Annotated in this window: 17 protein-coding genes; 4 read left to right on the top strand and 13 right to left on the bottom strand. The window is 65.7% G+C overall.

Annotated features, from left to right (window positions below; genetic code table 11):
- Window positions 1-58 precede the first annotated feature (58 nt).
- The 7 genes from ACQR1E_RS06950 to ACQR1E_RS06920 form a co-directional block, all read right to left on the bottom strand.
- Window positions 59-1129, bottom strand: a complete 1071-nt coding sequence (locus tag ACQR1E_RS06950; protein ID WP_315715113.1) for a branched-chain amino acid ABC transporter permease — start codon at window positions 1127-1129, stop codon at window positions 59-61.
- Entirely contained in the window at window positions 1126-2136 is a 1011-nt protein-coding gene (locus ACQR1E_RS06945) for a branched-chain amino acid ABC transporter permease (protein ID WP_434842545.1), read from the bottom strand. Before ACQR1E_RS06945 ends, ACQR1E_RS06950 begins: the two co-directional genes overlap by 4 nt.
- A complete protein-coding gene (locus tag ACQR1E_RS06940) occupies window positions 2133-2855 on the bottom strand; it encodes an ABC transporter ATP-binding protein (RefSeq protein ID WP_315715115.1) in 723 nt (240 codons plus the stop codon). Before ACQR1E_RS06940 ends, ACQR1E_RS06945 begins: the two co-directional genes overlap by 4 nt.
- Window positions 2852-3616 (bottom strand): ABC transporter ATP-binding protein, encoded by a 765-nt coding sequence (locus ACQR1E_RS06935; RefSeq protein WP_315751883.1) that lies wholly within the window; start codon window positions 3614-3616, stop codon window positions 2852-2854. The genes ACQR1E_RS06940 and ACQR1E_RS06935 overlap by 4 nt, the downstream gene beginning before the upstream one ends.
- 66 nt (window positions 3617-3682) lie before the next feature.
- On the bottom strand, window positions 3683-4876 hold the full coding sequence (locus ACQR1E_RS06930) for a substrate-binding domain-containing protein (protein WP_315715117.1): 1194 nt from the start codon (window positions 4874-4876) through the stop codon (window positions 3683-3685).
- Between the two features lie 133 nt (window positions 4877-5009).
- Entirely contained in the window at window positions 5010-6788 is a 1779-nt protein-coding gene (locus ACQR1E_RS06925) for a putative bifunctional diguanylate cyclase/phosphodiesterase (RefSeq protein WP_434896846.1), read from the bottom strand.
- A gap of 191 nt (window positions 6789-6979) precedes the next feature.
- A complete protein-coding gene (locus ACQR1E_RS06920) occupies window positions 6980-7948 on the bottom strand; it encodes a sensor histidine kinase (protein WP_316166301.1) in 969 nt (322 codons plus the stop codon).
- A gap of 181 nt (window positions 7949-8129) precedes the next feature.
- Between ACQR1E_RS06920 and ACQR1E_RS06915 the strand changes: the two genes are divergently transcribed.
- Complete coding sequence (locus ACQR1E_RS06915; protein ID WP_315715120.1) at window positions 8130-8972, top strand: SDR family NAD(P)-dependent oxidoreductase; 843 nt, start codon at window positions 8130-8132, stop codon at window positions 8970-8972.
- 173 nt (window positions 8973-9145) lie between these two features.
- On the opposite strand, the gene ACQR1E_RS06910 is transcribed toward ACQR1E_RS06915, so the two are convergent.
- From ACQR1E_RS06910 to ACQR1E_RS06895, 4 genes are all read right to left on the bottom strand, one after another.
- Window positions 9146-10522, bottom strand: coding sequence for a cytochrome P450 (locus ACQR1E_RS06910; protein ID WP_316166299.1), 1377 nt, complete (start codon window positions 10520-10522; stop codon window positions 9146-9148).
- A 909-nt stretch (window positions 10523-11431) separates the two neighbouring features.
- Window positions 11432-11590, bottom strand: coding sequence for a hypothetical protein (locus tag ACQR1E_RS06905; RefSeq protein ID WP_213737209.1), 159 nt, complete (start codon window positions 11588-11590; stop codon window positions 11432-11434).
- A 216-nt stretch (window positions 11591-11806) separates the two neighbouring features.
- Entirely contained in the window at window positions 11807-12118 is a 312-nt protein-coding gene (locus ACQR1E_RS06900) for a hypothetical protein (RefSeq protein ID WP_315715122.1), read from the bottom strand.
- Window positions 12119-12233: 115 nt separating this feature from the next.
- Entirely contained in the window at window positions 12234-13052 is an 819-nt protein-coding gene (locus ACQR1E_RS06895) for an outer membrane protein (protein WP_316166298.1), read from the bottom strand.
- A 289-nt stretch (window positions 13053-13341) separates the two neighbouring features.
- Here ACQR1E_RS06895 and ACQR1E_RS06890 point away from each other — a divergent pair, with 289 nt between their 5' ends.
- Entirely contained in the window at window positions 13342-13752 is a 411-nt protein-coding gene (locus ACQR1E_RS06890) for a response regulator (protein ID WP_315825568.1), read from the top strand.
- A gap of 175 nt (window positions 13753-13927) precedes the next feature.
- Here ACQR1E_RS06890 and ACQR1E_RS06885 read toward each other — a convergent pair whose 3' ends face one another.
- Window positions 13928-15169 carry an LLM class flavin-dependent oxidoreductase gene (locus tag ACQR1E_RS06885; protein ID WP_316166297.1) on the bottom strand — a complete coding sequence of 414 codons (1242 nt, stop codon included), beginning with the start codon at window positions 15167-15169 and terminating at the stop codon, window positions 13928-13930.
- Window positions 15170-15623: 454 nt separating this feature from the next.
- On the opposite strand from ACQR1E_RS06885, the gene ACQR1E_RS06880 reads away from it, so the two are divergent.
- A complete protein-coding gene (locus tag ACQR1E_RS06880) occupies window positions 15624-17081 on the top strand; it encodes an extracellular catalytic domain type 1 short-chain-length polyhydroxyalkanoate depolymerase (protein WP_315751890.1) in 1458 nt (485 codons plus the stop codon).
- A gap of 44 nt (window positions 17082-17125) precedes the next feature.
- Here ACQR1E_RS06880 and ACQR1E_RS06875 read toward each other — a convergent pair whose 3' ends face one another.
- Entirely contained in the window at window positions 17126-17794 is a 669-nt protein-coding gene (locus ACQR1E_RS06875; RefSeq protein WP_315751891.1) for an MBL fold metallo-hydrolase, read from the bottom strand.
- Window positions 17795-17946: 152 nt separating this feature from the next.
- On the opposite strand from ACQR1E_RS06875, the gene ACQR1E_RS06870 reads away from it, so the two are divergent.
- A complete protein-coding gene (locus ACQR1E_RS06870; RefSeq protein ID WP_434896845.1) occupies window positions 17947-19545 on the top strand; it encodes an alpha-amylase family glycosyl hydrolase in 1599 nt (532 codons plus the stop codon).
- The last annotated feature ends 66 nt before the right edge of the window (window positions 19546-19611 follow it).

Below are 19611 nucleotides of genomic sequence, written 5' to 3'. Positions count from 1 at the left end.
ACCGTGCGGCCTAGGCTGCTCCGGCGCCGCCGCGCAGAATTTCGGGGGTACTTGCAGCTCAGCGCGCCGCGCCCGGCTTGTTGCGAAGGCGGCCGACGACGCCGGTCGGAAAGAAATAGACGCTGGCGATGAACAGGAGGCCGAGCCACAGCAGCCAGCGGTCGGGGTGCAGCAGGCCGGGCAGCAGCGGCAGTCCGGCGTCCGCCGCCGCGGTCGAAGCGATCCCCATCAGGGCCTGCAGATAATTCTGCGCCAGGATGAAGATGGCAGCCCCAATGATGGCGCCGTAGATCGTGCCCATGCCGCCGATCACGACCATCAGCAGGATGTCGAGCATGATCGAGAAGCTGAGCGACGTGTCGGGGCCGGCATAGCGCAGCCAGAGTGCGTTCAGCATCCCCGCGCAGGCCGCGATCATGGCTGCGATGCAGTTGGCATAGGTGAGATGAAAGACCGTGCGATAGCCGAGCGCCTCGGCGCGGAAGCGGTTCTCGCGGATCGCCTGCAGCACGCGGCCGAACGGCGAGTTGACGACGCGCAGCAGGGCCAGGATCATCAGCGCGCAGGCCGACAGCACCAGGTAATAGGTCAGGATGCGACCGTTGATCGGGAAGCCGAACCAGTCCTTGCCGATGAACACCGTGCCCGGGCGCAACAGCTCGGGCAGCTGGAAGCTGCGGCCGTCCTCGCCGCCCGTCAGCCACGACAATTGCGATGCCAGCACCAGGAAGGCCGAGGCGACCGCGAGCGTGATCATGGCAAAGAAGATCGCCTCGACCCGCAGCGAGAACAGGCCGATCGCGAGCGCCAGCAGCAGCGCGAGCGGCAACCCGGCGGCGGCGGCAATTGCCACCGATGACCAGTTGGGACCGAGGCCATAGAGCGCGATCGCGACCGCGTAGGAGCCAATGCCGTAGAACATCGTATGCGCGAACGACACCGAGCCGGTATAGCCGAGCAGCAGATCGTAGGAGGCGACCAGCGCGGCAAAGATGCAGATCTTGGCGGCGACGTTGAGCGCCTTGGCGCCGGGGAAGATGAAGGGCGTCGCCAGCAGCGCCAGGATGATGACGGTGAGCAGGATGGACAGCGCGCGGCTGCGGGGCGGATCGCCGGACAGGATCATCATCGGCTGGTCACCGCATAGAGACCGCGCGGCCGCCACATCAGCACGGCGACCATCAGCAGGATGTTGGAGACGAGGGCGAGCTTGGGCACCAGGAAGCCGCCATAGTTGGCGACCATCGCAACCAGGACCGCGCCGATGAAGCAGCCGGTGATCGAGCCGAGCCCGCCGATGATCACGACGATGAACACCAGCACGGTGAGCTCGTCGCCGATCGAGGCATGCACCTGCTCGCGATACAGCCCCCACATCACGCCGCCGAGGCCGGCCAGCGCCGAGCCGGTCATGAACACGCCGAGGAACAGCCGGCGGATGCGATAGCCGAGCGCCTCGACCATCTCGCGGTTTTCGACACCGGCGCGGATTAACAGGCCGATCTTGGTCCGGTTCAGCACCAGCTCGATGGCGACGAAGATCGCGAAGCCGACGAGCATGGCCAGCAGCCGGTATTTCGAGATCGCGACGTCGCCGATGATGAAAGACCCGCGCAACGCCGCGGGCAGCGGCATGGGAATGATCTGCGGACCGAACAGCGCATACAGCGTCTGCTCGGCGACGATGAGTCCGCCGGTGGTCATCAGGATCTGCTTGAGGTGCTGGCCGTAGACCGGCAGCACCAGCACGCGCTCGACCACGAGGCCGAGTGCGCCGGTCACGCCCATCGACAGCAGCGCCGCCGGAACGAGGACGGCAAGGTTGGTCAGCAGCGAGTCGGACTGGGCCCAGCCCGCCAGTGGCAGCAGCACCAGCGTCGCAACGTAGGCGCCGACGGCGATGAAGGCACCGTGGCCGAAATTGAGCACGTCCATCAGGCCGAAGACGAGCGTCAGGCCCGAGGCCATAATGAAGATCATCATGCCCATCGCGAGGCTCGCGACCGTCAGGGTCACCCAGGAGCTCGCTGACCCGACCAGCGGGATCATCAGGAGCGCCAGCACGACCGGCAGCAGCAGCGGCGCGATGTCGCGCTTCGGTCTCGGCAGTGCCTCGGTCGCAGCGATCTCGCTCATTGATGCGCCTCCAGGCTGAGGCCGAGCAGGCGCTCCTGCAACGGCACGTCGGCCGCGAGCGCGGCCATCTCGCCGCGATGGACGATGGTGCCATTGTCCATCACAAGCACCTGGTCGCCGAGCTCGCGCGCGGCGTGGAAATTCTGTTCAACGAGGAGAATGGTTGCGCCACGGCGCTTGATCTCCTTGAGGCATTCGATCAGCGACACCACGATCGCCGGCGCCAGGCCCTTGGTGGGCTCGTCGATGAGGAGCAGCTTGCGCGGCTCGACGATGGCGCGGGCGATCGACAGCATCTGCTTCTGGCCGCCGGACAGGCTGCCGGCGCGCGACAGCCAGAACTTCTTCAAGGCGGGAAAGAAGCCGAAGATCCAGGCGAGCTGGGCATCGTCGAGCGGGCCGTTGCGCGCCGCCAGGATCAGGTTCTCCTTCACCGTGAGGTCGGAGAACACGGCCATGCTCTCGGGCACGTAGCCGACGCCGCGCTGCGCGATGTCGGGCGTTGCCAGCCTCTCGATCGGCTCGCCGGCGAGTGAGATGGTGCCGTTCCTGGCCTGCCAGAGGCCCATGATGGTGCGCAAGGTCGTGGTCTTGCCGGCGCCGTTGCGGCCGAGCAGCATCGTGGTCTGGCCCTCGGGCACCTCGAAGTCGACGCGCTGCAGGATGTGATAGCGTCCGATATAGGTCTCGACGCCCGCAAGCTTCAGTAGCGTGCTCATGCCGCACTCCGCGGCGCCACGCCAAGGTAGGCTTCCTGCACGATTGGCGAGGCGATGACCTCCGCGGGCGGACCGTCGGCGACCAGCTGTCCGTTGTGCAGCACGATGATGCGGTCGGCGAGCGAGCGCACGACGTCCATCTTGTGCTCGACCAGCAGGATGATCTTGCTCGTGTCCTGCTTGAGCCTGCCGATGAGGTCGAGCACGACCGGCACCTCGTCGATGCTCATGCCGGCGGTGGGCTCGTCGAACATGAAGACCTTCGGCTCCAGCGCCATCATCAGCGCGACTTCGAGCTTGCGCTGGTCGCCATGCGACAGCGTCGTCGCGGTGACGCTGCGGCGGCCGCCAAGCGCGACCTGGTCGAGGATCGCGTCCGCGCGCGCAATCAGGTCGCGCCGCGCCATCCAGGGGCGGAGCAGGTCATAGTGCACGCCGCTCTGCGCCTGCACAGCGAGCCGCACGTTCTCCTCGACGCTGAGATTGGGAAACAGGTTGGTGAGCTGGAACGCGCGTCCCAAGCCGGCGCGGGTGCGCAGCGGCGCCGAGAGACCGGTGATGTCGCGGCCGTCGAACAGGATGGAGCCCGAGGAGGCCGTCAGCTGGCCGGAGATCAGATTGAAATAGGTGGTCTTGCCGGCGCCGTTGGGGCCGACGATGGCGGTCAGCTCACCGGGCCTGAAGCTGCAACTGACGCTGTTGACCGCGACATGACCGCCGAAACGGATGGTGAGGTCGCGGGTTTCGAGGGTAAGGGCCATGTCGCCAGCTTGTCACTGCCAGTAAGAATGTGCCCGGCGCGAGGGCCGGGCACGCGATCCATTATCTCACCGCTTGTTGCGGATCGGCACCGCCATCTCGTCGATCTTGATCTCGCGCACCGGCTCGTTGACGGCCCAGGCAAGGTTCGGATCGACCTTGACGCGGAAGTGATACATGCTTTGCAGCGCCTGGTGATCCTCTTTCCGGAAGATCATCTTGCCCTTCGGCGTGTCGAACTCCATGCCCTCCATCGCCGCGATCAGCTTCTCGGTGTCGGTCGACTTGGCCTTGGTTACGGCGGTGACGACGGCCATCGCGGCCGAGAAGCCGCCGGCGGTGAAGAAGTCCGGCGGCGCGTTGAAGCGCTTCTGGTGCTCGGCCACCAGCCAGTCGTTCACCGGGTTCTTGGGAATGTCATAATAGTAGTAGGTGGCGCCTTCCATGCCGGGCAGACGCTTGTAGGCGGCAAGCGCCGGCAGGATGTTGCCGCCGGTCGACAGCTCTATGCCGTAGCGCTTCGGATCCATGTCCTGCAGCTTCGTCAGTGGATCGCCGGCGCCGGCCCAGATCACCCAGATGATCTTCTTGCCGGGCTTGTCCTTCAGCGCGTCGAACAGGCGCTGGCCGACGGCGGTGAAGTCGGTGGTGCTGGTCGGCACATATTCCTCGGCGCCCAGCGTCGCGCCGGTCTTGGCCAGCGCCTCCTTGAAGGCAGCGACGCCGTCGCGGCCGAAGGCATAGTCCTGCGCAAGGGTGGCGACCGTGACGCCGGGCTTGCCGATCGCGACCGCGTTGGAGATCGCGTCCTGTGAGGAGTTGCGGCCGGTGCGGAAGATGTAGCGGTTCCACTTCTCGCCCGTGATCTGGTCGGCGACCGCCGGCTCGACGATGAGGATCTTCTTGTTCTCCTCGGCGACCGGCAGATCGGCCAGCGCTGCGGCCGAGGAGGTCGTGCCGATCGCGATGTCGGCGCCATCGTCCTGATAGGCTTCGGAGAGCGCGGCCTTCGACAGGTCGGGCTTGCCCTGGTCGTCCTTGGTGATGATGACGATCTTGCGACCGTCGATCATGTTGGTGCCCTTGGTGGCATATTCGAAGCCGAGGCGGAGACCGGCTTCGGTCTGCTTGGCATAGGCCTCGAGCGGGCCGGTCTTGCCGTAGATGAGAGCGATTTTCAGATCATCGGCCTGGGCGGCGGTCGCCAGCAGGGCGGCGGTCAATGATGAAACAATACCTTTGAGAATATGTGACGTCTTCACGAGCCTTCCTCCCAGCTACTGGCGGCTGTTGCCTGCAACTGATAGTGTGCAGGCTCGGCCTGGGTCAAGGCGCTTTCGGCGGCAGCCCGTGACGGCTCATACCTTGGGTCGAAGGGTGTCGTCCTCCAAAAGCTCAGCGCCGATAGCGGCTGCTGCGCGCATAGACCTGGCGATTTTCCTGCACAGGGCGACTGGCGAGACTGATGCGCGCTTCGCTTGCAAGCGGGGCCGCCGGCTTCAGCTCCTCCAGGAAGATCGGACGCGAGAAGTAGTAGCCCTGCGCATAGCGGATCTTGGTCGCGGCCTGCAGATAGGCGAGCTCCTCGAACGACTCGATGCCCTCCGCGATCACCGTCATGCCCAGCGCCTCGCTCAGGGATTCGATAGCACGCAGGATGCCCTGGCTGCGCGGTCGCTTATGAATGTCGGTGATGAAGGAGCGGTCGATCTTGATCTCGTCCGCCGTGATGTCGGCGAGTGCCGACAGCGACGAATAGCCGATGCCGAAATCATCGATCGAGATGCCGACGCCGATCCCGCGCAGCAGCGGCACGATCTCGTCCTGGAAATGGCTGCGGGTCACGAACGCGTCCTCGGTGACCTCGATCATGAACCGCTTGGGGAAGCCCGTCGCCTCGATCGCCCGCGCGAAGGGCTGCATGAAGTCCGGGTTCGACGCCTGCTTGGCCGCGACGTTGATGCTGATCGTCGCCTCCGGCCCAAACGCGTCGTTGATCAGGTCGATCGACTTGACGATCTCGTCGAGCACGAGATGGGCGAGCTCGTCGATGAGACCGAGCTCGACCGCGAGGTTGATGAACGATCCGGGTGCCTGGATCACGCCTTCATTGTCGCGCAGCCGCACCAGCGCCTCGATGCCCTTGATCTCCTCGGTGCGGATGTCGACCTTGGCCTGGAACGCGCAGCAGAAGCGCTTCTCCAGGATCGCGAGCCGCAGCGACTGCTCGACCTTCATGCGCGCCAGCGCCTCGTGCTCCATCGCGCTGGAGAAGAAGGCCAGCGTGCCCTTGCCGCTGTTCTTGACGCGGTACATCGCCAGATCCGCGTTCTGGCGCAGCACGTCGTAGCTTGCGCCGTGCTCGGGAAACAGGCTGACTCCGACGGACGCGGAGGCGAACACCTCGGCGCCGTCGATGAAGAAGGGCGCGTTCAGGCGTTCCAGCATCGCGTGCAGGAATTCGGCGACCTCCTCGGCGCGCTCGATCGGATGCAGCAGCAGCAGGAACTCGTCGCCGCTGATGCGCGACAGCAGGTCCGACTCGCGCAGGTCGCGGCTGATGCGCTTGGCGAGCTCGACCAGCAGCGCATCGCCGGTGGCGTGGCCGTAATAGTCGTTGATGTACTTGAAATTGTCGAGGTCGAGAAAGGCGAGTGCGAAGCGTCCGTCGACGCGGCCGCGCCGGACCAGCAGGTCGGCGCGATGCTCGACCACGCGGCGCATCGGCAGGCCGGTCAACTCGTCGTAATAGGCGGCGCGAAACAACTGGTCCTCGAACTCCTTCTGCTCGCTGATATCGGCCGAGCTGGAGATGAGGACGGTCTGGTCGCCGATGCGAACCGGCCGATGCGCGGTCAGCAAGGTCTGCGCGCCGCGCTCGCCTGCCACTTTTTCCTCGCCGATCACCGTCCGACCCCGGCCGAGGATCTCGCGGCAGGCCGTGCGCCGGTTATGGAGATGCGGCGCTGAGAGGCCGTCGATGCTGTTGGCGGCGGCGCCGAGCTGGACGGCGGCCGTATCGTTGACCAGCAGAAAGCGACCATGCTCGTCCTGGACCGTGACGCCCGACGGCAGCTGGCTGAGGACGCTGCGCAGGAAGCGCAGCTCGGCCTCGGTCGAGCCCAGCCCCTCGTTCGGCCCGGGGGAAAAGTTGAATCGGTCGCTGCTGTACATGCGCCGATTGTGCAAAGTTCCCGCTTCATTTTAGTTAAGCGCTACGTAGAAACCCGGAACGCGCGAGCCAAGTCTCGGGAATGACGGAGCTTTGTGCCGCGGCGTCATTAACCGTTCCTGAATCGGAGCAGCGACGCGGCCGCGCGCATGCGGCGAAAGTGGTAGGCAGGAATGGCCGCCCGGCAGCCGGTTCAGCTTGGTGGCACGCGACACTGCAAGGTGCAGTGAAGGCCGGATTCGAGAAATCTGGTCTCGGTCCTGCCATCGAACGACGACAGCACGGACTTCAGCAATTTGCTTCCGAAACCGGGCTTGCCGATCGGACCGATCGGCGGACCCGCGGCCTCGTCCCAGGTCAGACGGAGGCGGTCCTCCTGCATCGTCCATGACACCTGAAGGAAGCCGCGCGGCGAGGCAAAGGCGCCGTATTTGCCGGCATTGGTCGCAAGCTCGTGAAAGATCAAAGCGAGGCTGACGGCGAGCTTGGCAGGCAGGAACAGCGGCGGGCCGTGGAGCTCGAAGCGGACATGGCCATATGGCCCGAGCTCCGAGACCAGCAGATCCTTCAGGTCGCAGCCCTGTCCGTCGGCGCGCGCGATCAGGTCGTCCGCGGTCGCGAGCGCGCGGATGCGCTGGTCGATGCGGCTCCACACCTGCGGCTGGTCGTACAGCACCTGATGCAGCACGGCGTGAATGGTGGAGGTCTTGTTCTTGAGCCGGTGGTGCAGCTCGTCGACCAGGAGCTTGCGATACTGCTCCTCCTGGGTGAGCCGCCGGGCGATCTCGCGCTGCTTGGCGGCCAGGCGCCGGTAGTGATCGACGCCCCAGATCACCAGCAGCGCCACGACCATATACATCGCCATCAGCGCGAGCCGGGCGCCATCGGCCGGACCGCCGCCAAAATCGAGCGTCAGGCCGAGCGCCGCGCCTGCGATCGCCGTCGCCAGGCCGACGCCCGATCCGCCCATCGCGGTGGCGAAGAAGACGGCCGGCAGGTAGGGCGTGAAGAACACGTCGGGCCGCAGATGCGCCATGCCGTAGCGGATCGCCGTGGCTGCGAGCAGGCACATCGCTGCAAACATGCAGCTCCATGTCAGGGAAGGCTGCTGCTCGCCGCGCCAAATCCGCTTGATGTCGTCGATGAGTCGCGTCATGGACATCCATGAGCCTCAACTGCGCAACCAAATTAAGGCCGACGTGGCGGTAATTTGTCCGGTTGATGGAGGCCGTCTTGCGTGTGCTGCAACCTGGCGCGCAGGATGATGGTTCCGCGGCGGAACTCAGGCGCTTGTTATTCCGCCGCCCAGAACGAGCACGCAGCAGCAAAGGAAGGAGCAGGGAATGGGACGGTTGGAGGGCAAGGTCGCCGTGATCACGGGTGCGACCAGCGGCATCGGCCTGCGCACGGCGGAAATCTTCGTAGCCGAGGGTGCGAAGGTCGTCGTCGCGGGCCGGCGCAGCGCCGAGGGCGAGGCGCTGGCGAGCAGGCTCGGGGCGAGCTGCGTGTTCCGGCAGACCGACGTCACGGTCGACGGGCAGATGCGGGCATTGATCGATGGCGCGGTCGAGCGCTTTGGCCGGCTCGATTGCGTGTTCAACAATGCGGGCGGTCCGGCGCAGACCGGCGGCATCGAAGGCCTCGACGCCGATCGGTTCGACCAGGCCATGGCGGTGCTGGTGCGCAGCGTCATGCTCGGCATGAAATACGCCGCGCCCCACATGAAGCGGCAAGGCTCCGGCAGCATCATCAACAACGGCTCGATCGCCGGCCGGCTCGCCGGCTTCTCCACCTCGGTGGTCTACAGCACGGCGAAGGCGGCGGTGATCCATCTGACGAAATGCGTGGCGATGGAGCTCGGCGAGTCCGGCGTGCGCGTCAACTCGATCTCGCCCGGACTGATCGCCACCGGCATCTTCGGCAAGGCGCTGGGCCTGTCGACCGAGGCGGCCGAGAAGACGCCGGAGACGATCCGCAACGCCTATGCCACGGCGCAGCCGATTCCGCGTGCCGGCCTGCCCGACGACATCGCCTACGCTGCGGTGTTTCTCGCCAGCGACGAATCGAGCTTCATCAACGGCCATGATCTCGTCATCGACGGTGCCATCACCGGCGGCCGCAACTGGAGCCAGCAGCAGCAGGGCTATCAGGCGATGCGCAAGCTGCTGGGGGATGCGGTGGAGTAGGGGACGGCGAAGTACACATTTCGTCATGCCCGGACATCCACGTCGCTCATCCGCGCATTGCAGCAGGATGAATGGCCGGGTCAAGCCCGGCCATGACGAGGAGGAAGACGAGGGGGAAAGAGTCCGCAACAAACCAAGATCCTTGGCGCCCTCGCTGCATCAATGCGCGCGGGTCACACCGCCTTCAGCATCACCTTCAGCCCGTCGCGCGGTTTCGGGATCGGCCAGACCTGCCAGTTCGGCTGATAGCCGGGGGCGAAGGAGACCTCGAGGTTGGCGAGGAAGTGCCGCGCGAAGCACTTCACCTGCATGTAGGCGAAGTGCAGGCCGAGGCACATGTGCGCGCCGCCGCCGAACGGCACCCAGGCGAAGCGGTGGCGGCCGCGCTGGGCCTCGTCGGTGAAGCGCATCGGGTCGAACCGCTCCGGCTCCGGCCAGATCTCCGGCATGTGATGGGTGTACATCGGGTTGATGCCGACGCCGGTGCCGGCGGGAATCGCGTAGCCCTTGAAGGTGAAATCCCGGATCGGACGGCGCGGCAGCGACGGCACCGGCGGCATCAGCCGCAGGGTCTCCTGGAACGCCATCTCGGTCAGCTTCATCTTCTCCAGATGCTCCGAGGTCATCGGTTCGTCCTTGGCGAGGCCGAGGCTCGTCACCTCGTCGCGCAGCTTCTGCTGCCACTGTGGATGCGCGGCGAGCTGGGCGACGAAGGAGGTCAGCGACGAGGTCAGCGTGTCGTGCGCCGCCATCATCAGGAAGCTCATGTGGTCGACGATGTCCTGCGTCGACAGCAACGCGCCGTGGTCATCGGTGGCGCGGCACAGATGCGAGAACAGATCGTCGCCATCGCCTTTCGCACGTCGCAACGGGATCTGCTCGGAGAAATAGGCGACGATGCGCTGCCGGCCCTTGACCCCGCGCGCCATCTGCGTGCCTGGCAGCGGCCTGCGGATCGGCGCCACCGAGGCCGCGACCATGTCGACGAAGGCGCGGTTGATGGCGTCGACCTCCGGCCCGATCTCGGTGCCGAGGAAGGACGTCGCGGCGAGGTCGAGCGTGAGCTGCTTGATCGCCGGATAGAACAGCATCTCGCCCGGATTTGCCTTCCACTGCGCGATGCGCGCGGCGATGCCGCGGTCGAGGCCGGCGAGATAGGACTTCATCGGCCCGGCCTTGAAGGCGACGGACAGCGCCTTGCGGTGCATGCGATGCTCGTCGAAGTCCAGCAGCATCAGGCCGCGCGGAAACAGCAGGTTGAGGATGTGGCCCCAGCCATGCGCGGACGAGAACAGCTTGGCCTGGTCGAACAGCACCAGCTCGTTGGCCTCGGGGCCGAGCAGCACGACGTTGACCTCGCCGAACATGTGGGTGCGGTAGACGGGGCCATACTTCCTGGCGTTGCGCTCGACGTGACCCTTGGGGTCGGCGAGGGTCTCGAACGTCTTGCCGATGATCGGCCAGCCTTCGTCGCCGGGGATATGGGTCAGTGAGTTGCGCCGCGGCGAGGTCAGGCGGAACGATGGCGTGGCCACACTTTGCATCGACATCAAGGAGGCTCCGTTTTCGAGGCGGCGGGGCGCGGCGACGCGCCGGCACATCATTGAAGGGCGGTTGCAGCCATCATGCAATACGCTGCGTTATTTCGTCTCGGTGTAGTTGTGCTGCATCGCACGCGTTGGCGATCTCGCGACGCGCTTCATGCGTCCGAGTCCTGCTGGACTTGCTGCCCCCCAAGCAGAGGGCACGGGGAATGCCGGGCGCTGGCCGCACCCATGGCCCGCCTGCAGAAAAAAATGCAGGCGGCAGGTACCACAGGTTCAGCCGAGGCATCCCGGCATTCCCCGCGCGATGGTTTTCACGGCTGCTTCGCGTTCTCCCCGGTGCGCCGGGCTTTTTGGCCACCGTTGCCTGCGCGACGCGTGAGCGCCGCTGCAAGCGTAACACCAGCATCGGGGTGCCAGGACCACGCGACTTGACCGTGCGCATCGCCGCCGTTCGTCCGCGCGGGATAACCACGCTGCGACATCGACACGCCCACCGCATCCCGCCTCAACGTTCGTGACGACCCGCGAAGCGCCCCTCTTAATCGAGACGGGACTGCGTTAAGGTATGCTTGATTCGGAAAAACGAAAGCAGAATATTTTTGCGCGCAGGACTGGACAGGGATGATGTGATTGAGGTGTTTCGTGAAATGAGTTTTTCGGCGCGCACCGCTTCATGGTGATGAGCCTGTGATCGACAGGCCGGCGCGGTGCGGTTTCGCCTTCTCAAAGGCGCTTTGCTGGAAGCGATTTGCCCGTCGGCCCCGACGGTCGCCAATACGTCCTGCTGTCGCTCGCCGGTGATGCCGCGATTTCGGCGGTCAATCCGCGCAGGGTCAGCGGATCATCTTTCGAGGCGGGCAAGCCTCGCCGCAGGCAGAAGCCGCCACGCGTTCCGACCTGGAGCCAAGTCCATCAGCCGCCCGATTTGTTGATCTTCTTCACCTTGGCGTCGGTTGCCTCGATCGAGGCCGCCAGCTCCAGGATCGCCTTCGCCAGGAGGTCGGCGGCCTCCTTGGGGTCCTGCGAACGTTCGGCGCGCAGCGCGTAGTTCTTGGCTGAGGAGAGCGACATTTGCGACCTTTCTCGCGGAAAAACCTGCCGGGTCGAGACGGCGGGCTGCCTGGCGCATCCTACGCGCGAGCGGTCCCCCGCAGACCGTGCGCGATTGGCGGCGAACATGGCAGGCCGGGGTTAAGAAAATCCTCGTGACGCCCGATCGCCGATGCGTTCTCGGCTGCGCGCGTAGCCGCGTCGCGCACGCGTCCGTTCGTCCCAAGGCGGCTATTTTCAAAGTGCGACGCCATGACGGTAGGCGAGTTTCGCGTGGCCATATATCCGTGTGCCCCGCCGCGTCACCTCAAGGGCGATCTGATCGCGGTCGATTCGGGTCATCAAGACGCCGAGGCAGTCATATCTCGCCGCTCCAATGTCGCGGCTGGTTTCGACGTGCAGCTGTAGGCGAGCCGGGTCTGGGCCGAAGTTGCGCACGATCGCGTCGTCGCCATAGAATCGCTTGATCGTGTCCTTGATGAAAATGATTTCATCAGCAGACACGGGGGCGGGCGGCCGTGGAAAGCATTGAGGTTTGGCAGCAGGCATGCCGCTCAAAGTAGCGCCCGGGCAGTTTGGAGCCAAGCCTCGCCGGCCCTATGGTTTGACGGTGCTCACGCTCATCGGCGAGCGCATGACAGTGCGCGTCAGGACCAGCCGCGCCTCAGAACTTGTAGGCGAGGCCGATCGTCGCCGTATGAGTTCGCGTCGTCACGTGCGCGGTGAAGCGGTCGTCGAACCCGACCCCGACGCCGCCGGCGACGAAGAAGGGCTGAGTCCAGGTGCCGAAATCGGCGTAGCGGTAGTCGGCCCGCACCAGCCAGCGGCCGCCGATCATGTGCTCGATGCCGCCGCCGACGGTCCATCCGACCCGGGTCGAGGCGTAGGTCTCATCGTGCGGACTGCCGAAGCAGAACGGGTTGCCGGGAACGATGGTGCAACTGGCGTTCAGCTCGAGGCGCTGCCACGCCACGCCGCCGCTGCCATAGACCAGCGTAGAGGGCGCGACCAGATAACCCAGACGGGCGCGCACGCTGCCGTCCCAGGTTTCCTTCACCGAGCCGGACGGCAGGCCGACCAGCGGCGTGCCGAAGAACAGCCCGGCCGTGCCCGGCAGCGCACTCGCCCGCTTGGTGTTGTCGGCCCAGCCAAAGTCGCCCTCGACGCCAGCCACCCATGACGGAGCGAACTGCCAGTTCACGCCGAGATAGCCGCCGATCCTGGCCGCCACACTGTCCATCGCCCCGCCGGTGCCTGCCGTCGGCACGAACACGCCGGCACCGAAGTTCGGGGAGATGTCGCTGGTCCGCCAATCATTGTCCGCCCAGCGGGCACCGACCGACACGCCGGCATAGACGCCGGTCCACGACGGCGCGGCGACGACCGGCGGTGCCTTCACCGGCAGGTCGGCCGCCTTCGCTGCTCCCGCCAGCGCGATGCTCGCGAACGCGAACGCAATCGCCGCTACTCCAGATCTCGTCATGCTTTGCCCTAGCGCGCGACGTCGATTCGACATGGTTGCGGCACCATCGCCGGTTGCATCGAACGCGGCAATTGCATCGCGATCGGCTGAGCCAAAAAGTTCGCGGTGTTGCTGGTGAGATACGTCGACTTGGCCGAAGCGACGTTGGACGGTCCACCCCGCCCGAGGTCGGCCCCCGCGTGCTCTTGACCCGTAAATCCACGGAGCCAAATGTTTACCACCCGGCCATCGGCCTCATCTAGCAACGGCCAGACCTGACGTCTGGTCAGCAGACAACGAGGGCAAGGGCATGAGCAATCAGTTGCTGGTGATCGAGGATGCCGAGGTGCATCTGTCGATCCTGCGCAAGATCGCCGCGCAGTGCGGCTACGAGGCGACCTGCGTGACCTCGGTCGGGGCTGCGGCGGAGGTGCTGCGCCAGCGGACCTTCGACTGCATCACCCTGGATCTGTCGCTCGGCGATCGCTGCGGCGCCGATATCCTGCTGCTGCTCAACGAGCTGAAATCGCGCACGCCGGTGATCTTCATCAGCGGCGCCGAGGACGCCACGCGCGAGGAGCACGTCCGGCTCGCGACCGTGCTCGGGCTCGTCGTCTATCCGCAATTCCAGAAGCCCGTCGACCTGCCGGCGCTCCGCGAGACACTGAAGCAGATCGCGACCATCGCCGACTGCGAGAGGCTGGTCGCGGCGGTGAGGTGAGGGCCATGGGTAGGGCGGATTAGCGCAGCGTAATCCGCCGTCAGGGTACGGCGTAGCGACCTGCCCACTTGGCATATACCATGCTCGATCGTGATACCGACGACGACCTGATGAAGTCTCTCGTGAGGGTCGGCGGATTACGCTGCGCTAATCCGCCCTACGCACCGTCGTTGATTCACCCTCGCTGCTTCGCCGCGGCCTGCTGCAGGTCCGGCGCATTCACCGCGGGAATCGCGACGCGGCCGGGTCCCGTCTGCGACAGCGCCGCGGCGGCCTTGTCGTTGTCCATGATCTTGGCCATCACGGCCTGGCCGGCGCGCTCGAAGATGGCGCGGTTCTCGATGACGAATTTCTGCGAGCGGCGCAGCCCGTCGATGTAGCCGTTGATCTCCGGCACGACGTAGCGCGCGACCATGTCCCAGCTGCGGCGCGTGTTCTCCGGATTGGCCCAGTCGTGCACGAAGCCGATGATGGCGCCGACACCGCCGGACACCTGCATCAGGTTCTTGATCGTCTTGACGAGGTCGTCGGGCGTGCCGATCGTCGACGCCGCGCCGTCGACGAAGGCGGTCTTGTCGACGGCTTCATCGGGCGAAGAGAACGGCTTCAGGCCCGGCCGCATCAGGGTGCCCACGGTATACTCGTTGTGCCAGCGCATCAGCCCAGGGCCGGCCTCGCGGCGCGCCTGCTCGCGCGTCTCGGCGATGTGCCAGGACAACAGCACGCGCCAGTTCGCGCGGCTCACGCTCGTGCCGTGCTTCTTCGCAGCATCCTCGGCGAACTCCCATTGCTGCGGCAGCGCCATCAGGCCCTGCGTCGACATCGAGCCGAGCGAGATGATGCCGATGCCGTATTTGCCCGCGAGCGTCATGCCGGACGGCGAGATCTGCGACGCCACGACGAACGGCATCTCCTCCTGCAAGGGGAGGATCTGCAGCGCTGCGTCATTCATCGTGAACCAGTCGCTCTTGGCGGTGACGCGTTCGCCGTTGAACAGGCGACGGATGATCGCGATCGCCTCGTCCTGACGGTCGCGCTGCGTCATCGGATCGATGCCGAGCGTGTGGGCATCGGAGGCGAGCGCGCCCGGGCCCGAGCCGAAGATGGCGCGGCCGCCGGTCATGTGATCGAGCTGCACCATCCGCTGCGCGACGTTGTAGGGATGATGATAGGGCAGCGAGATGACGCCGGTGCCGAGTCTGATGCGCTTGGTGCGCTCGCCGGCTGCGGCGAGAAACATCTCGGGCGAGGCAATCATTTCCCAGCCGCTGGAATGATGCTCGCCGCACCAGAACTCGTCATAGCCGAGCTCGTCGAGCTGAGAAACCAGATCGAGGTCGCGGCGGAATTGCAGCATCGGATGCTCGCCGATCGGATGATGCGGAGCGAGGAAAGCGCCAAATTTGAGCCGCGCCATGTGTGTTTTCTCCCAAGCGGAATTCGTTGTTGCTTGCCGATCAGGCTAGTTGGCGCCTCGGTGTGAGGCAATCATCTTGCCGCGCACGGCGACCGGTGCATGGCTGCCATTTGTTTGTTTACTGATCGCCGATCGGTGCTCACACTTCATTCGCGCGGAGCGATTCGCCATGTGATGATGCCGTCGAGCGCGTGGTGCGGGTCTTGCTGGTTGCGGCGCGCCTCGCTCTCACGTTCGCGGCGATTGACGTGCTCCGCGGTTCGCGTTTCGGTGATTGCTGCGTGAAGTGCCGCCTCGGCGTGGCATTTAGATCGCAGCAAGAACGAAATTCGCAATCAAATTGCTGAGGTCCGCAGTCTCGCGGGCTTTTTCTTTTGCGCTGCAGCAACCATCTGGGTGATGGTGGATTGTCTACCCGCTGACGTGAATACGTGAATGCCTAAGGAGCTTGCCGTTGTCCCTCGCTGAAAATGTTGAGTACTTGCGAAGGCTGCGCGAGCTGAACAGCATCACCGGATTTGCCGATTTTCATCGTCAGCCGCGTCGCGCCCCGGAGACTCCACTGATCGAGATCGAGCATTTCGGCACCAATCCTGGGCGCCTGAAGATGTTCGCCCATGTGCCGGCGCAGCGTCAGCCGCTGGCGCCGCTGGTCGTCGTGCTGCATGGCTGCGGGCAGGGCGCCGCCGAGTACGATCTCGGCGCCGGCTGGTCGACGCTCGCCAAGCATTTCGGCTTCGCGCTGCTGTTGCCGGAGCAGCAGCGGGTCAACAATCCGCAGCGCTGCTTCAACTGGTTTCAGTCGGAGGACATCACGCGCGACCAGGGCGAGGTCGCCTCGATCCGTGAGATGATCGCGCGCATGGTGGCGGACTATGCCATCGATCCCAGGCGCATCTACGTCACCGGCCTGTCGGCGGGCGGCGCGATGACCATGGCGCTGCTCTCCGCGCATCCCGAATTGTTCGCTGCCGGCGCCGTCATCGCCGGGCTGCCGTTCGGCACCGCGCGCAGCATGCGCGACGCGATCCTGCAGATGCGGATGCCGCCGGCGCGCCCCGCCGGCGAGCTCGGCGATCTCGTTCGCCGTGCCTCGAACCACCGCGGCAAGTGGCCGAAGCTGTCGGTGTGGCACGGCACAGCGGACTACACGGTGCATCCCGACAATGCGGGCGAGATCGTCAAGCAGTGGCTGGACCTGCACCATCTGCCGTTGGCGCCAATGGCCGCAGCCGAGGTGAACGGCTATCCGCATGAGCAATGGTGGAATGCCGACGGCGAGACCGTCGTGGAATCGTTCACGATTTCCAACATGGCGCATGGCACGCCGATCGGGCTCGCGGCCAACGACAAGCGCTATGGCAAGGCCGGACCGTTCCTGCTCGAGGCCGGCATTTCCTCGTCCTATCACATCGCGAAATTCTTCGGCGTCACCGATTGGATTCGTCCGCTCAAGGCGGCCACGACGTCGCCGAGCACGAAGCTGATCCCGCAGGTGTCGCCGATCTCGGCGGTGCCGGCCTTGACCAAGATCTTGCGACGCGCGGCGGACGCCCCATCCCCCGCTGCGGAGCCGGTCGACGTCAAGCCAGCCGAGATCAAAGTGGTCGAGCCCCGAATGTCGCCGACCGGCATGTTGCTCTCTGCACCGGCATCCGCTGCGGTCCCGCAGCCCAAGGTCGCGCCCGAGGCGCCGGCATCCGAGTCGCGGAAAGCGGCGAAGCCCAAGCCGGACCAGAAGCCGGAGTCCAAGCCCGTGGCCGTCTCCAAGCCCCCAGAGCCGAAACGGCTGGAGTCGTCGACCGGCGAATCTTCGATCAACGGCAGTGGCGCGACCGCCAAGCCGCGGCGCCGGACCATCAACGTCGCCGCCGTGATCGACCGTGCCCTGCAAGCGGCCGGCCTGAAGTAGACGCGCCGTAGCCGTTCATGGCTCGCGCGCGAGAGACGCGCGGGTCAGACGGTCCCCGTCAGGAACGGGTTCGTCATCCGCTCCTGGCCGAAGCTCGATCCGGCGCCATGGCCGCAGATGAAGCCGACGTCGTCGCCGAGCGGCAGCAGCTTGTCCTTGATCGAGCGGATCAGCGTGTCGTGGCTGCCGCCGGGCAGGTCGGTGCGGCCGACCGAGCCGTTGAACAAGACGTCGCCGACATGGGCGAAGCGCATTTCCTTGTTGAAGAACACGACGCTGCCCGGCGAATGGCCGGGGCAGTGCAGGATGTCGAAGACGAGCTCGCCGATCTCGACCGTATCGCCTTCCTCGAGCCAGCGGTCGGGCGTCACGTCGCGCACGCCCGTGATGCCGAAGCGCGCGCCACTGGCGACGACGTTGTCGAGCAGGAATTTGTCGGCGACATGCGGCCCCTCGATCGGCACCTTCAGCTGATCGCGCAGATCGGCCGCGCCGCCGACGTGATCGATATGGCCATGCGTCAGCCAGATCTTCTCCACGGTGACATTGGCCTGCGCGATCGCCGCCTGGATGTTCGGCACGTCGCCGCCGGGATCGATCACGATCGCCTTCTTCGTCGCCTCGCACCACAGGATGGTGCAGTTCTGCTCGAACGGCGTCACGGGCACGATCATCGCGCCGGCCTTCGCCCTGGTCTGGTTCTGCTCGGTCATGGCGCCAGCATGCCGATTTTTCGCAATGCGCCAAGTGAAAAACACCCTGCGGGCGGCGGCTCGACGTCCCGGCCAGGGCGACCAAGGGGGGCTTGTGAACCTGCCGCCGGTTCCTGCGTTGGGCCGCACGTTGCGAGCAGAAAGCGGTCGACATGGCGGAACAGGGCGCCTGGTGGCGCGAGGGGATCTTCTACCAGATCTATCCGCGCTCGTTCCAGGACAGCGACGGCGATGGGATCGGCGACCTCACCGGCATCATCCATCGCCTGCCCTATCTCTTGACGCTCGGTGTCGATGCGATCTGGCTGTCGCCGATCTTCACCTCGCCGATGGCCGATTTCGGCTATGACATCGCCGACTACACCGGCATCGATCCGCTGTTCGGGACGATGGAGGATTTCGACGCGCTGGTGAAGGCCGCGCATGACGGCGGCCTCAAGCTCATTCTCGATCTCGTGCCGAACCACACCTCCGATCAGCATCCCTGGTTCCTGCAGGCGCGCCGCTCGCGCGACGACCCGCACCGCGACTGGTACATCTGGCGCGATCCGGCCGCCGATGGCGGGCCGCCGAACAACTGGCTGTCCGAGTTCGGCGGCAGCGCCTGGCAGTTCGCGTCCCAGACCGGGCAGTACTACTATCACGCCTTCCTGGCGCAGCAGCCGGACCTGAACTGGCGCAATCCGCAGGTGCGGGCGGCGATCTATGACGTCATGCGGTTCTGGCTGCGCAAGGGCGTCGACGGCTTTCGCGTGGACGTGATCTGGCACCTCATCAAGGACGCCGAGTTTCGCGACAACCCGGCCAATCCCGAATATCACGGCGGAAGGCCGCCGCATGAGCAGATCCTGTCGCGCTACTCCGCCGACCAACCGGAAGTGCATGAGGTCGTCGCCGAGATGCGGCAGGTGATCGACGAATTCGACGACCGCGTGCTGATCGGCGAGATCTACCTGCCGCTGGAGCGGCTGATGACCTATTACGGCAAGGATCTCGGCGGCGCGCATCTGCCGTTCAATTTCGCGCTGCTGTCCGCGCCCTGGCATGCCCGCGAGATCGAGAGGATCATCGCCGACTACGAAGCCGCGCTGCCACCGGGCGCCTGGCCCAACTGGGTGCTCGGCAACCACGACCGGCCCCGGGTGGCGAGCCGTGTCGGACCCGAGCAGGCGCGGGTAGCGGCGATGCTGCTGGCGACCTTGCGCGGCACGCCGACGCTGTATTACGGCGACGAGATCGGGATGCATCAGGTCGCCATCAGCCCGGAGCAGGTGCGCGATCCCTTCGAGAAGAACGTGCCCGGCATCGGCGTCGGCCGCGACGGCTGCCGCACCCCGATGCAATGGAGCGCGCTGCCGCAGGCCGGCTTCAGCCAAGCCGCGCCGTGGCTGCCGGTTGCCGATGACTACATGCATGAGAATGTCGTCAATCTGACCGCCGACCGGCGCTCGATCCTCAATCTCACCCGTGCGCTCATTCGTCTGCGGAAGCAGCACCGCGTGCTCGTCACCGGGTCCTATCGGTCGGTCGCGGCGCAAGGCGATCTCCTGCTCTACCGCCGCGAAGACGACGGCGAGGTGCTGACCATCGCGCTCAATCTCGGCGGCGAGCCGGTTTCCATCGCGATCGAAGCAGGCGGCCTTACCGGCGAGATCCTGCTCTCGACCTGGCTCGACCGCGGCGGCGAACGCATCGACGGCACGCTGGATTTGCGCGGCAATGAGGGCGTGGTCGTCGGCAGGAGGACGTAGCCACGTCCCTGGCGAGGCGGCGGCGCGTCGCAATCGATGTCGTTGAGGCCCGATCGCAGGGCTTCG

The sequence above is a fragment of the Bradyrhizobium sp. HKCCYLRH1030 genome (assembly GCF_051168395.1).
GTDB lineage: Bacteria > Pseudomonadota > Alphaproteobacteria > Rhizobiales > Xanthobacteraceae > Bradyrhizobium.
This window is presented reverse-complemented; position numbering and strand designations above follow the sequence as displayed.

Bases quoted from the DNA above. Each gene is read 5' to 3' on its own strand.
- ACQR1E_RS06950 (WP_315715113.1), bottom strand. From the start codon at position 1,129: ATGATGATCCTGTCCGGCGATCCGCCCCGCAGCCGCGCGCTGTCCATC.
- ACQR1E_RS06945 (WP_434842545.1), bottom strand. From the start codon at position 2,136: ATGAGCGAGATCGCTGCGACCGAGGCACTGCCGAGACCGAAGCGCGAC.
- ACQR1E_RS06940 (WP_315715115.1), bottom strand. From the start codon at position 2,855: ATGAGCACGCTACTGAAGCTTGCGGGCGTCGAGACCTATATCGGACGC.
- ACQR1E_RS06935 (WP_315751883.1), bottom strand. From the start codon at position 3,616: ATGGCCCTTACCCTCGAAACCCGCGACCTCACCATCCGTTTCGGCGGT.
- ACQR1E_RS06925 (WP_434896846.1), bottom strand. From the start codon at position 6,788: ATGTACAGCAGCGACCGATTCAACTTTTCCCCCGGGCCGAACGAGGGG.
- ACQR1E_RS06920 (WP_316166301.1), bottom strand. From the start codon at position 7,948: ATGTCCATGACGCGACTCATCGACGACATCAAGCGGATTTGGCGCGGC.
- ACQR1E_RS06915 (WP_315715120.1), top strand. From the start codon at position 8,130: ATGGGACGGTTGGAGGGCAAGGTCGCCGTGATCACGGGTGCGACCAGC.
- ACQR1E_RS06910 (WP_316166299.1), bottom strand. From the start codon at position 10,522: ATGTCGATGCAAAGTGTGGCCACGCCATCGTTCCGCCTGACCTCGCCG.
- ACQR1E_RS06905 (WP_213737209.1), bottom strand. From the start codon at position 11,590: ATGTCGCTCTCCTCAGCCAAGAACTACGCGCTGCGCGCCGAACGTTCG.
- ACQR1E_RS06900 (WP_315715122.1), bottom strand. From the start codon at position 12,118: ATGCCTGCTGCCAAACCTCAATGCTTTCCACGGCCGCCCGCCCCCGTG.
- ACQR1E_RS06895 (WP_316166298.1), bottom strand. From the start codon at position 13,052: ATGACGAGATCTGGAGTAGCGGCGATTGCGTTCGCGTTCGCGAGCATC.
- ACQR1E_RS06890 (WP_315825568.1), top strand. From the start codon at position 13,342: ATGAGCAATCAGTTGCTGGTGATCGAGGATGCCGAGGTGCATCTGTCG.
- ACQR1E_RS06885 (WP_316166297.1), bottom strand. From the start codon at position 15,169: ATGGCGCGGCTCAAATTTGGCGCTTTCCTCGCTCCGCATCATCCGATC.
- ACQR1E_RS06875 (WP_315751891.1), bottom strand. From the start codon at position 17,794: ATGACCGAGCAGAACCAGACCAGGGCGAAGGCCGGCGCGATGATCGTG.
- ACQR1E_RS06870 (WP_434896845.1), top strand. From the start codon at position 17,947: ATGGCGGAACAGGGCGCCTGGTGGCGCGAGGGGATCTTCTACCAGATC.